We start from the raw sequence: 13,217 nt of genomic DNA on the forward strand, positions 1-13,217 counted from the left end.
AGCCATGGCTTCATCCCGGCGCCCTTGCCGTTCACTTCCAAGCTTGCCCCTCATCCTGCTCTTTCTGCCGTGCCTCACGCTTTTAGAGGCCGGTCCCTCGCGAGCTCTTACCCCAGGTGTCCTTTTCTTTCAACAATCGGGTTCCGGCGGGTCCGGGTCCAGTCAGTCCTCCGGCGATCGACCCACCGGCAACCAGAGCGAGCCCGAACCTGATAAAAAGCCCGCCTCCTCGACGACCCAACCCTCGCGATCCGACACCGCGTCCGCCGCGGGTTCGGGCCGCGCCCTGACCCCCGAGGAGAAGCAGCGGATCATCGACGACCGTTTGCGGGAGTCGCTCCAGGAATTCGACGGGTTGTTGCTCAAAGAGAAGGAACTGCTTCAGGAGCAGCGTACCGGTGGCGCCTCGGCTTCGGCGACGGGCGGTGGTGGCGCCGCCGGTGGCAGCGGTTCGGGAAGTGCCGGTCAAGGCAGTTCCGGAGCATCCTCCGCCGGAGGCATGGAGGGCGGCCCGGAATCGAACTCCGAATCGGGTGATTCCGGCTCGGCCGGTGCGACCTCGGGGCAAGTGGCCGGCGGCGACGCGAATGGCCAGAGCGGCTCGGGTGGGCGCGGTAACGCCTCGCCGCGCGCCAACCCCGGAGACGATGGCGACCGCCAAAGCCGGGTTCCGCCGGATATCCCGAAATCGGGTGCTGGCGACGACATCGTTGCGCGCCAGATTCGCGAGGCGGCCATGAGCGAAGACGATCCCGAACTCCGCGAAAAGCTGTGGGACGAGTATCGTAAATACAAAGGAATCCGCGTACCCGACCGCAAAAAGCCCAAACCAAAAACCGGCGGAGACGCCAAAGAAACCTGACCGTAGATCAGGGAAACACACAGATTCGGACGTTTTACCAGTGAGGTCTCCATGGCTCCCCACTACCGGCACAGCTCCCACCATTCCAGATCGATCGAGCGTATGGGCCGTGGCTTCGCGACACCGTTCCCGGAACATCGAAGATCTCGGGACACAAAGCGTATTGCATGCGCACGAAAAGAGGTAGGTTCGGCGTGAACGCAACCCATCAGCCCAGATCCCCAGTCCCCCGCCCCTCGAAACCGAGGCGATCCCCCCTCGTGCTTCGCCGCTTTCTGGTCGTGTTTCTGGCCATGTGCGGCAGCCTGACGGCCGTGGAGCCGGAGCGGCTGCAACGCGCCCAGGCCGAGATCCCCGAATCGCGCCTGCTCAACGTGAACATCCACCTGTTCGATCCCGGCGTGCCACCGGAGGATCCGGGCGCCCTGGAGAAAAAGGGCGTGTTCGAAGAAGTACGCAAGGCCGAAGGCCGGTACATTCCGGTGCGGCTCATGGAAACCCTTCAGTCCACCGGGCTTTGGGGATCGGTACGAATCGTTCCGGATTCGGCGACCGGCGGCGAATTGAATGTGTCGGGCGTCATCCTGAAATCGAACGGTTTTCTGCTGAGCGTGCGTGTCCGGGTTCAGGACGCCACCGGCAAGCGCTGGTTCGAAAGGAAATACAAGGAGCGAGCCAACGCCTTGGCCTACCGCGACAAGGACGACGGCCTCGGCGAACGGCTGCCCTTCCAGAACCTGTACAACCGCATCGCCAACGATTTGCTCGAAACACGCCAGCGCCGCAAGGACCAAAAGCTGCAGAACGTCCGCGACATCGCCCAGTTGACCTTCGCCCGCGATTTCGTGCCCGATGCCTTCTCCGACTACCTGCATCAAAAGCGAAACGGTCGCTTGAAATTGAAGAAACTGCCCTCCGAGGACGACCCCATGATGTCCCGCGTCGACCTGGTCCGCGAACGCGACCTGATGTTCATCGACACCCTGACGGAACACTACGTCAACTTCCAGGCCCAAATGGGCGAGGCCTACCACAACTGGCGCAAATTCAGCTATGAAGAAGAAAAAGCGCTGCGCGATGCACGCCGAGCGGCGCGCACCCAGCAGATCCTAGGCGCCCTGTTGATCGTCGGCGGCATCCTGGCCGAAGGCGATAGCGATGCCGCCGCCGTCGGCCGCCAGGCCGCGGTCATCGGTGGCAACATCGCCCTGCAAAGCGGGATCGCCAAGAACCAGGAACTCAAGATTCACCGCGAGGCACTCAAGGAATTGGCCGCTTCGTTCGACGCCGAGGTGGAACCGATTCTGGTCCAGGTCGAAGGTCAGACCCGCAAGCTCACCGGCTCGGTGGAGACCCAATACGCACAGTGGCGAGCCCTCCTGACCGAAATGTTCCACACGGAGACGGGCACCCCGATCGATCCCAACGCCACGGCGGTCACCTCGCCGAACGGCAGCCAGTGAGGTGGCTCGTTGGGTAGACCAGGATTTTCCTCGACGACAACGCCCCTCACCTTTCGACAAACATGGATACGCCTTCTCGGCATACTGCTGTGCCTGGGCTCACTGGCTTCGGTCGACCTGATCGGCCAGGATTCGAAAGCATTTCGCCAGGCCATGTCCACGGGCCTGGCGGCCATGGCGCGTGGCGAATACGAAGCGGCACATCGCGCCTTTGAAAAAGCCAAGCGGCTGGAGGGCGATGCGGCGGCGGCCGAAGAAGGGCTGGCCATGGCCGCGGTGTCACTCCAAACGGCGCGCGTGGTGCAACACCAGAAGCGCGCCCTGGAATTCGCCAAACGCGAGCAATGGGCCAAGGCCGCCGACCAATACGAAGCGGCGTTGGCACTGGCACCGCAACTCAGCTCGGCTCGGCGCATGGCCCCCGTCGCACGCGATCTGGCCGACCTACATCAACGACTGGATTACCATCTGGCGAACACCAAACGCCTCAGCGCCAAAACGGTCCTCGGTGAAGCGGAGATTTTGCTCGAGAGGGCAAAGGCCCAATCGGTTCCAGGTCCGGAGCTGCAGAAAAAGATCGGCCGTCTGGCCGACACCATCGGCACCTACAAGACACCGATTCCCGTCAGGCTCGTTTCCGACCAAAAAACCGAGGTGCTGCTCCAACGAGTCGGCCGCTTGGGTCGGTTCGAGACCCATCGGTTGGATTTGAGACCCGGAACCTACACCCTGGTCGGCTCCCGCGGCGGGTACCGCGACGTACGCGTCACCTTCACGGTCGAACCCGGCAAGCCGCCGACCAAACCCATTTCCATTCGCTGCGAGGACAAGATTTGACCGGCTATTCCCTGGACGATCGCCGCGGTAAACGCGCCGTCGGCGAAGATGATTTCCCTTTGTCGATCGGCGGACTGGACGCCGACATGGTGGTGCTCGAAAGCCCGGGCCAACCGCTGGCGTTTCTGGGCTTGGCCGAAGGACGGCTCTTCGTGCAACCCGGCGACGGCACCCACGTGCTGCTCAACGAACGCCAGGTAGCCGGTTCCAACTGGCTGCGTTCGGGCGATTTACTGGGCATGGACGGGGTGCGGGTCCAAGTGGAGACGGATGACGACGGCATCTGCATCCGCCAATTGGGCACCCAGGAAAAAGCCCACCTGGTGCTGGAGCCGCCCAACTCGCCACCGCCCCTGGACGAAGCGCCCCCGGGCGCCATCCCCATCCAGGCGGTGGACTTCCGGCCGGGTGCCCTTTCGGAATCCGCTCCACGGCGACGGGGCCCGGATCCACGCCTCGCCGCCTTGTTGATCTTCCTGACGATCCTTGGCGCGGTCGCCCTGTTCGTGTTCCGGGCCCAACCCTTGAGCGTTCAAGTGAATCCCGTGCCGGATGAAATGACGCTGTCGGGAGGCCTCTTGCGGCCCAAAATCGGAGGGCGCTACCTGCTGTGGCCGGGAACCTACGGGGTCCATGCCCGAAAAGAGGGCTACCGCCCCTTCGAAACCGAATTCGAGGTGAGCGCCACAAGTCCCGCGTCGATGACCTTCACCCTGGAAAAACTGCCCGGCTACCTGAACATCGCGGGTCCGGCCGATGCCGAACTCTTCATCGACGGCGAAAGCGCCGGGCCCCTGCAAACCGAGCCCGTCGAACTACAAGCCGGCACCTATCAGATCGAAGTTCGCAAGGACCGCTACCGACCCTTTTCGACCAGCATCGAGATCGAGGGCCTCGGCAGGCACCAGCCGTTGGAGGCCGTGCTGGAGCCGCTTTTTGCCGAAATCACCTTCGGCACCAAGCCGGAAGGCGCCACGGTACGCGTGGCGGGCGAGGAGACCGGGCCGACACCCACCGCGATCGAACTCCTGGAAGGCACCCACGCCTTCGAAATCGTCAAGCGCGGTTACAAACCCTATCGCGGCCAGGTCACGGTCGTCGCCCAAGAACCGCAATTGGTGTCCGGAATCGTGTTGATCCCATCGGACGGAAATCTGCTGCTGGAAACCGAACCCACTCGGGCGCTGGTCTCGCTCGACGGAGCCTACGTGGGCACCACGCCCCTCGATCTGGTCCTGAAACCCGGGCGCGAGGTTCGGGTCGAGGTGATCAAGAACGGTTATACGCCCCTGAAGCGGTCCCTGCGGGTGTCATCCGGCGAGGCGCGCGAGGAGCGTTGGTCCTTGAAACCCGTCACCGCCAAACTGCGCCTCTCGGTCTGGCCCGAGGATGCGGAGGTCACCCTCAATGGCAAACGCATCGAACCAAGTACCGGCGTCTTGGATATCAGTACCTTGCCGCAGGAGGTCTCGGTCAGCAAGAGCGGGTACCAATCGCGAACGGAAACCTTTCAACCCCTGCCCGGCCTGGAACACGAACTGAAGATCACCCTGCTCACCCTCCAGCAGGCAAAAAAAGCCTCGATCCGCCAGGTGTACCGCACCAAGGCCGGCAACGAAATGCGCCTGTTGAAACCCACCGGTACCATCGAAATGGGCGCGCCGTCGCGCGAGCCGGGTCGGCGTGCCAACGAAGTGCAGCGACGCGTACGGCTCCAACGACCGTTCTACCTGGGCACCACCGAGATCAGCAACGAGCAGTTTCGCCGCTTTGCCGGAAGTCACGACAGCGGCGGCGTACGCGGCTACGACCAGAACGCGCCCCAACAACCGGTGGTCAAGGTCACCTGGCAACAGGCCGCGGCCTTCTGCAACTGGCTCAGCGCCCAGGAGAAGCTGCCGCCCTTCTACGTCAAGCAGGGCGAGACCTACGTCCCCGCCAAGCCCGCCACCACCGGCTACCGGCTACCCACCGAAGCAGAATGGGCCTGGGCCGCGCGTTACGCCGAACCGGGTGCCGCGCGCAAGTACCCCTGGGGCGACCGACTACCGGTCGGCAAGAAATCCGGAAACTACGCGGACATCAGCGCCGCCAACCTGCTTCAAGGCGCGCTCACCGATTACAAGGACGGTTATCCGGTAACGGCCCCCGTTTCCAGCTTTTCACCCAACAAACTGGGGATCCGGAACCTGGGCGGCAACGTGGCGGAATGGGTGAACGATTTCTACGACATCGGGTTCGGACGTCAGGAAACACCGACCGATCCCCTGGGGCCGGCCTCCGGCAAGTTTCACGTCATTCGCGGTTCGAGCTGGATGCACAGCACGGTCACCGAGCTGCGTTTTTCCTACCGCGATTACGGCGACAAGGCCCGCTCGGATTTGGGTTTCCGAATCGCCCGCTACCTGGAATGAACCAACCCACCAAAACCTCGACGCCGGAACCGAAGGAGTCACCGTGAACAAACGACTGTTGCTGCTTTTGATCCTGCTGATCACGGCCTGGATCCTGAGCACCCCTACCCGCACCAACCAGGTGCAGGCCCAACCACGTGGGGAACCCAAAGGCACCAAGGAATCATTCAAACCGTCCGAAACCCTGCCGGCAGACACGCCGGTCGCCTTTCCCACGGACATTTAAGCCCGAACCGGCGCCATCGCGCCACCCGCTCCCCTGTCGATGACCGTGAATCCCCCGCGCGGAGGCGCCCGTGAAGCGAAGTTTTCCCGTTGAATTTGTCTATCAGATCATCGCCCTGTTGGTCGCGGTGATTTTCGTCCACACCCTCTACGTGGTGTGGGTGCGGCCCGAGGCCACCCAAATCCTGGCCGAGCAGGTGGCCCGCGTTCAGGCCGACCCCGACTACGTTCCCGAGCGCTCGGTATTCGTCATCGTCCGCGACCACGAACAGGAAGCCTGCTTCATCCTGATGCTCTGGGCCCTGGCGATCATGGGTTTCAAGGGCGTGCAGACCTCGAAGGAACGCCGCCTTCTGGAGCGCCGCCTGGTGCCGGTCAGCGAGGGCACACGCATCCTGCCGCGGGACGTACGCGAGTACGCCCGCCAGATCCAGGCCCTGCCCGACCTGGAAAAGCGGTTGTTGCTGCCGCGTTCCCTGCTGGCCGCGCTGCATCGCTTCGGCGCCACCCAGAACATTCAGGACGTGTCGGACACGGCCCACGGCCTCTGTGAATCGGAGTCGGAACGATTGGAATCGGAACTCTCGATGGTTCGCTACATCGCCTGGGCGATTCCTTCGATCGGCTTTTTGGGCACGGTTCGTGGAATCGGCGAGGCGCTGGGCCAAGCCTACAAGGCGGTCGCGGGCGATATCAGCGGCGTGACCCAGAGCCTCGGTGTGGCCTTCAACTCCACCTTCGTGGCCCTGCTGATCAGCATCGTGCTGATGTTCCTGCTACACCAGTTGCAGTTGCGCCAAGAGCGCCTGATTCTCGACACGGAGAGCTACCTGGACGAGCACCTGATTCGCCACCTCAACGTGTCGTGACGTAGTCCGCCCCCAACCCGGATCGACAATTCCATCCCGAGACAGGACGCCGATGAATACCTATTATCTGGACATCAATGACGCGGATTTCAGCCTGGACAGCGCCGGCGACCGTGCGGCACGGGCCATGGGTCCCGGGTGCGCGCTGGTCGACCATGCCCAAATCCAGTACGGAAGTGCGGCCACGGCCCAGGCCCGCCTGCAGCCGCGCCAGATTCAGAACACCTTTTGGCACCAACTGGATCGCACCCCCCTGAAATCTCCGTTCCCCGTGCACCTGACGGCCGCCGACCTGGTTCACGGACATTTGCAACAGTTGCTCCCGCGACTGTCGGAATCGGAGCGCCGGCTGACCTTGGCCGTGCCCGGCAGCCTCGGCACCGATCGTCTGGGGCTGCTGCTGGGAATCGTCCAAGCGCTCGGCTGGCAGATAGAGGGCATGGTCGACAGCGGCCTGGCCGCCTGTTCGGCCGGTTTGGACCTGGTGCTCGCCAAGCGTTCTCGCTTGCCGGCCAGCCTGCTCTTTCTGGACATCCAGCTCCACCAGACCCTGTTGACCGAATGCCGCCTGATCCGCTCGCCCGACCCGCAGGGTTCGCCCAAGGCGAACCTGATGCGAACGCGGGTCATCCGCGAACCGCGGGTCGGCCGGGCCCAATTGGAACAACTTTGGGCCCACCAGATCGCCGCGGTCTCGGTGCGAACCAACCGGTTCGATCCGCTGCACCACGCAACCTCCGAGCAGGCCCTGTTCAACCGACTGCCCAGCCTTCTCGAAGAACTGGATCACCAGAGCCCGGCCTCGGTCGATATCCTGTTCGAGGGTCGCGCCTTTTCGATTCCGATTCACCGCGAGGAATTGGCGGAAGCGACGCAATCGGCGCACGCGGCACTGGTCGACCTGGTACGCGAAGCCGCGGGCAACCAGGCGGATGCGGCCCTGCTGCTGTCGCACCGGGCCGGAGAGGTTCCGGGTTTGGTATCGTCCCTGACCGGCCTGGTCGGGGCACCCATCGTCCTGAGCCGATCGACCCCGCTTTTCGGCGCCATGAAGGCCACCACCCGGCGCCAACCAAACGGTCACGCCCAACTTCTCACCAAGACCCTGGTCGCGCTACCCGACGGATCGCACGGCCCCCACCTCGCCGCGCCGGTGGCGACGGCTCCCGCCGAGCGGCCGAATGGCGAAGAGCGTTACCCGAACGGAACCGGCCGAGGCCGCCGGACCGATCAAACGCCATCGCCCAACCATCCCAGCCACGTGCTGTACCGCGGCCAGGCGTACCGGATCGAGGCGCCACGGTTCGCCTTGGGCAGCGATCTTCCCGAGGAAACCCGGGGCATGAATCTCAAACGACCGGATCTGGGCATTCAACCCGAGCACTGCCATTTGATCCGCGATCGCGATGGTCTCTGGGTGGAGCCGTTCAACGCGGCGCCCTGCTTCGTGAACCGACGCATCGTACGGCGTCGCACGCGCCTCCTGGCCGGCGACCAATTGCGCCTGGGTGAACCCGGTGAAGCCGTGCAACTGATCGCGGTGGTGTCCTGATGGCGCGCCGCCGCGAAATCAACCCGTTCGGGCTGACCTTTCTCGACGCCATGACCTGTGGCTTGGGCGCGGTCGTGTTGCTGTACCTGATCATCAACGCCGCGGTCACCCAGCACAAGGAGACGGTGTCCGAAGACCTTCGCGCCGAAACCAACCGCTTGGAAAAAGAAGTGTTGGAAGGACAAATCTACCTGGTCGAGTTGCGCAACAGCCTGCGGCGGATCAAGGAACGGCGCACCGTGACCCAGGGCCTCTCGCGCCGCCTGCTGGAAGACCTGACCCGCATCGAAGAAGAGCTGGCGACCCATGCCGACAGCACCCTGGCTCGTCGCGACCACGTGAACAAATTGAAGACCGACTTGAAGACCCTGGAGGAAGAGGCCAAGCGCCTTGCCGCGTCCGTCGAGAGCGAGGAACCGCCCGGCAAGCGGGTGCGCGCCTTCCTGGGCGACGGGGAACGCCAGTACCTGACCGGCCTCAAGCTGGGCGGCAAGCGCATCCTGATCCTCGTCGACGCCTCGGCCAGCATGCTCGATCAAACCGTGGTCAACATCCTGCGGCGCCGCAACATGACGCCCGAAAAACGCCGCGCGGCACCCAAATGGCAGCGGGCCGTCAAGACCGTGGACTGGCTCAGCACCCAGTTGCCCCGCGACGCCCGCTTCCAAATCATGACCTTCAGCGACAAGGCCGGTCCCCTGCTGTCGGCGAGTGCCGGCCACTGGCTGGACGCCGCCGATCCCAAGGTGCTGGCGGAGACCATCGACCAACTGAAACAAACCATCCCGGAAGGCGGCACCAGCCTCCACCAGGCGTTTTTCGCCGCACGCAGCATGAGTCCACGACCCGATAACATCATTCTGCTCACCGACGGCTTGCCCACCCGGGCCCTCAAACCCACCAAAAAAACCACGGTTTCCAGTAAGGAACGCCTCAAGATCTTCAACCAGGCCATCAGGGAGCTGCCCTCGGGCGTGCCCGTCAACGTCATCCTGTATCCCATGGAAGGCGACCCGATGGCCGCCTCGGCCTTTTGGAAACTCGCGATCGGCACCCGTGGCTCTTTCATGTGCCCCTCAGGAGATTGGCCATGACCCGACGACGCCGCAAAAAAAGACGCGACGAGGCTTCCAGCTTCAGCCTTTCCTTTTTGGACGCCATTAGCTGCGGCTTCGGCGCCATCGTCATGCTGCTGGTCCTCACCAAAATCGGCGAGCCGCGGGCGATCGAAGAAGCCAAACAAGATCTGGACGCCGCCATTCAACGCCTGGAACAGGAGCTGGTGATCATTCGCGGCGAGACCGACATCCTCAACCGCGAGATGATCAGCCAGGAAACGCAACTGTCGGAAGAACAGAAACGGGTGGCGCGGCTGCAGGGCGATCTATCCAAACTACGCGGCCAATTCGCGGCGACCCGCCAACATTCGGAAGTGCAGGAGATTCTGGAAGCCCAATTGTTGGCCGCCCAACAACGCCTGACCGAGGAGATGAAGCGGCTCAACCGCAAGTCGCCACCCAAGCCGGAGAACAGCAAGGTCGGCGGCGTGCCCGTCGACAGCGAGTACATCATTTTCGTGATCGATACGTCGGGCAGCATGTACGGCAACACCTGGCCACTGGTCCAACGGAAGATGCGCGAAATCCTGGAGATCTACCCCAACGTCAAGGGCATCCAGATCATGAACGACATGGGTCAGTACATGTTCTCCGGCTACGCGGGCCGCTGGATCCCCGATACGCCCGGCCGCCGAAACGCGATCCTGCAACGCTTGGCCACCTGGAACGCCTTCAGCAACAGCTCGCCGGTGGAGGGCATTCGCCGGGCGATTCAAAGCTTCGCCCGCGGTGGCGACAAGATCAGCATCTACGTGTTCGGCGACGAGTTCACGGGACGCTCGGTCCAAGAGGTTCTGGATACGGTGCGCGTCTTCAACAAACGCGACGCCCAGGGCAACCCGCGCGTGCGCATCCACGCGGTGGGCTTCCCGGTCATTTTCACGGGTGCGGGCATGGCCCAACAAACGGGCATTCGATTCGCGATGCTGATGCGCGCCCTGTGCACCGAGAACGCCGGCACCTTCGTCGGGCTGAACAGTACCCGATGATCGTCTTTTCCAAAAAACGCCGGGACATTTTTTGTCTTTTTTCCGCTTGTGTAAGTAGATGTATTTCAATCGATGAGGAGCGACTCTTGAGGAAAATGAATGAGTTCCGTTTATTCGGATATGGAGCGATCTTGTTTGGGAGTGTCCTGTTCGGGGGCGGATTGGACCCGGTACCCGACGGGGTGCTCTGGGAGCGGCTACTGGCCCTGGCCGACACGAACGACGACAGTTCGATTTCGGTGACCGAAGCGGAAGCATTGACTACCTTCACGTGTTCGGGCTGTCCCGTAGAGGATCTGACCGGGATGGAGGCCTTTGTCAATCTGGAGACTTTCGACCTTTATGCGGGATCGGTGAGCGATTTGACCCCCATCGCCGGGCTCTCCGCCCTGAGGGTCATCGAAGTACGCGGCAATCGAATCGAGGGTCTGCCCACCCCGAATGCCTGGTCCCAACTCGAGAAACTGGACGTCAGTGGCAATCGGCTCACCAGCCTGCCGGGTTTGTCAGGGTGGCCCGCCCTGGATCGGCTCGAAGTGGATCACAACCGGCTAACCCAGTTACCGACCCTGGCCGACACCCATTTGAGTGTCCTGCGTTGCGGTTTCAACTCGCTCAGTGAATTACCCGCATTACCCGCCGGGTTGACCTCGCTCGACTGCACCGGCAACCAACTCACCGCCCTGCCCGACCTGAGCCAACTCACCGCGCTCACCCAATTGCACCTGTCGGGCAACCAATTGACGGAACTGGTCGGTCTCGAGCCGGTCCGAGCCCAATTGACCCATCTCTATTTCGACGGCAACCCGCTTACCCAACTCCCCGACCTGCGCACGTTCCCGGCCCTGACCTCATTGGGCTACGGCAGCACCGTGCTGGAAACCTTGCCGGATATCGACGACCTGGACCTGGCGCAACTGAAGGTAGGGGGTCCCGTTCTAACGGCCTGGCCCGACCTGCCGCCCGGATTATCCTTGTTGCAGCTCTGCTGTTCCGATCTGACCACGGTTCCCGCCCTTCCCCACGAGCTGGGACGTCTGTATCTATCCCATCTGCCACATCTGGCGGCAGCTCCGGAGATGTTCGAACTGTCCTTCCTGACCGACCTCACCATCACCCGTGTCGGGATCGACCGACTGCCGATACTCCCACTCGAATTGATCAACCTTACCGTGTGGGACACCACGCTCGATCGTTTGCCCGACTTCGAACACCTCGGTCAACTGAGACGGATCAGCCTGCGCAACAACCGGTTGACCGAGGCCCACGCCCTGGCCCAACTCCCGATGGGGAATGTCACCTCCATCAACATTCAAAACAACCTGATCCCCAATTCCGATCAGAACTGCGAAACCATGGCGTATATCCTCGAGCAGATCACCCCCAACCTGAACTACCAAAATCAGGGCGATTCCAACTTCTTTTGGCAGTATTTACCGCGGTGGGGAACCGAGCAGGAAGTGACGGTATTCCAACCCATGAGGACCCTGGACCTCGGTCCCCCGGGCCCGGCACCCTACACCATTTGCGACTGAGCCGAGTTCGGGCTCGTCTCCAGCTATGGCAACGGACCTGCCCCCGTGGTATAACGTGCGCACACCGTTTCATCACTCCCGCACCCCACGCCCTTTTCACGGGAGATTCCGGAGGCCAGGATTTCATGACCACCCAGCTCAACGAACTCAACGCCTACAAGTGTTTTGACGGCTGGTGCCGATTCTTCGAACACGACGCCACGTCCACTAAAAGCAAAATGCGCTTCAGTGTCTATCTTCCGCCGCAGCACGAAGGCTGGCAGGTACCCGTGCTCTATTGGCTCAGCGGCCTCACCTGCACCGAGGAAAACTTCATGATCAAAGCCGGGGCGCAGCGGTTTGCCGCGGAACACGGCGTCATGCTGGTGGTGCCCGATACCAGCCCCCGCGGCGAAGGCGTTCACGACGAACCGGAACGCTACGACATCGGCAGCGGCGCCGGCTTCTACGTCAACGCCACCCGCGACCCCTGGGCTCCCAACTACCGGATGTACGACTACGTGGTGCAGGAATTGCCCGCCATCATCCACGAACACTTCCACGCGCTGCCCAACGCCAGCGGCATTTTCGGACATTCGATGGGCGGCCACGGCGCGCTGATGATCTCCCTGCGCAACCCGGGCATGTTCCGATCGGTATCGGCCTTCTCCCCGATCAGCGCACCGTCCCAGGTTCCCTGGGGCCAAGATGCGTTTCGCGAATATCTCGGAAACGACGAAGAGGCGTGGGCCCAGTACGATACAGTCTCGCTCCTGAAAAAGGCCGAGAAACCGCTTCCCATGCTGATCGACCAGGGCCTCTCCGACGAGTTCCTGAAAAACCTGTTGCGCGTCGATCTGCTGGAAAAGGTCTGCAAGGAACGCGGCCACCAATTGACCCTCAACCTGCATCCGCGCTACGGCCACAGCTACTACTTCGTGGCCACCTTCATCGGCGAACACATCGCCTACCACGCGGAACGCCTTCGCAGTTGATCGCTGCGCCTCCAGGCGCACGAGCCTTGGAAAAGCCCGCCCCTGTCTCTCAGGTTCGCGGGCTTTTTTGCGCCCGGAATGGAGACGGCGGGGTCCCGCCCAAAACAGCAACGCGTTTAAAAGCAGACAAAAAACGTCTAAATATCGTCTTTTTTGAACTTTACACTCTAGATTACCAAGGATTTTTGGACAGCGATCAAGGTATAATTCTCTGCCTATTCAGCAATAATCGTAGTCACTTTGAATTTCCCACTTGTCATACTTTGGCAAGAACATTATGATGGCGACGAATTGAAAATTTATCGCGTTCCCCAACAAACGCCTTGTTGACGCGGAATGCGCCTGGGGTATCTTCCCACTATTCTCGCGACCCAGCCGT

The 13,217-nt window shown here is 62.3% G+C and carries 11 protein-coding genes; all 11 read left to right on the plus strand.

Features of this window, described 5'->3' with window-relative positions; translation table 11 throughout:
• The first annotated feature begins 4 nt into the window (after positions 1-4).
• The 11 genes from J3U87_RS09975 (at position 5) to fghA (ending at position 12,838) form a co-directional block, all read left to right on the plus strand.
• Positions 5-862: a hypothetical protein gene (locus J3U87_RS09975; RefSeq protein WP_237382898.1), complete on the plus strand. Its 858-nt coding sequence runs from the start codon at positions 5-7 to the stop codon at positions 860-862.
• 260 nt (positions 863-1,122) lie between these two features.
• The gene (locus J3U87_RS09980; RefSeq protein ID WP_237382899.1) at positions 1,123-2,325 is read left to right on the plus strand and encodes a hypothetical protein; all 1,203 of its coding nucleotides are present in this window, start codon (positions 1,123-1,125) and stop codon (positions 2,323-2,325) included.
• A gap of 9 nt (positions 2,326-2,334) precedes the next feature.
• Positions 2,335-3,162, plus strand: coding sequence for a tetratricopeptide repeat protein (locus J3U87_RS09985; protein ID WP_237382900.1), 828 nt, complete (start codon positions 2,335-2,337; stop codon positions 3,160-3,162).
• Complete coding sequence (locus J3U87_RS09990) at positions 3,159-5,576, plus strand: SUMF1/EgtB/PvdO family nonheme iron enzyme (protein ID WP_237382901.1); 2,418 nt, start codon at positions 3,159-3,161, stop codon at positions 5,574-5,576. The genes J3U87_RS09985 and J3U87_RS09990 overlap by 4 nt, the downstream gene beginning before the upstream one ends.
• Before the next feature lie 43 nt (positions 5,577-5,619).
• Entirely contained in the window at positions 5,620-5,802 is a 183-nt protein-coding gene (locus J3U87_RS09995) for a hypothetical protein (protein WP_237382902.1), read from the plus strand.
• Positions 5,803-5,872: 70 nt separating this feature from the next.
• Positions 5,873-6,670, plus strand: coding sequence for a MotA/TolQ/ExbB proton channel family protein (locus J3U87_RS10000; protein ID WP_237382903.1), 798 nt, complete (start codon positions 5,873-5,875; stop codon positions 6,668-6,670).
• Positions 6,671-6,722: 52 nt separating this feature from the next.
• Positions 6,723-8,222 carry an FHA domain-containing protein gene (locus J3U87_RS10005; RefSeq protein ID WP_237382904.1) on the plus strand — a complete coding sequence of 500 codons (1,500 nt, stop codon included), beginning with the start codon at positions 6,723-6,725 and terminating at the stop codon, positions 8,220-8,222.
• Positions 8,222-9,316, plus strand: a complete 1,095-nt coding sequence (locus J3U87_RS10010) for a vWA domain-containing protein (RefSeq protein ID WP_237382905.1) — start codon at positions 8,222-8,224, stop codon at positions 9,314-9,316. Before J3U87_RS10005 ends, J3U87_RS10010 begins: the two co-directional genes overlap by 1 nt.
• Positions 9,313-10,329, plus strand: coding sequence for a vWA domain-containing protein (locus J3U87_RS10015; RefSeq protein ID WP_237382906.1), 1,017 nt, complete (start codon positions 9,313-9,315; stop codon positions 10,327-10,329). Before J3U87_RS10010 ends, J3U87_RS10015 begins: the two co-directional genes overlap by 4 nt.
• Positions 10,330-10,460: 131 nt before the next feature.
• Positions 10,461-11,864 carry a leucine-rich repeat domain-containing protein gene (locus J3U87_RS10020; protein ID WP_237382907.1) on the plus strand — a complete coding sequence of 468 codons (1,404 nt, stop codon included), beginning with the start codon at positions 10,461-10,463 and terminating at the stop codon, positions 11,862-11,864.
• A 125-nt stretch (positions 11,865-11,989) separates the two neighbouring features.
• A complete protein-coding gene (gene fghA / locus J3U87_RS10025; RefSeq protein ID WP_237382908.1) occupies positions 11,990-12,838 on the plus strand; it encodes an S-formylglutathione hydrolase in 849 nt (282 codons plus the stop codon).
• Positions 12,839-13,217 lie beyond the last annotated feature (379 nt).

Origin of the sequence: Sulfidibacter corallicola (assembly GCF_017498545.1) — a bacterium.
In the GTDB taxonomy this organism is placed as follows: Bacteria; Acidobacteriota; Holophagae; order Acanthopleuribacterales; family Acanthopleuribacteraceae; genus Sulfidibacter; species Sulfidibacter corallicola.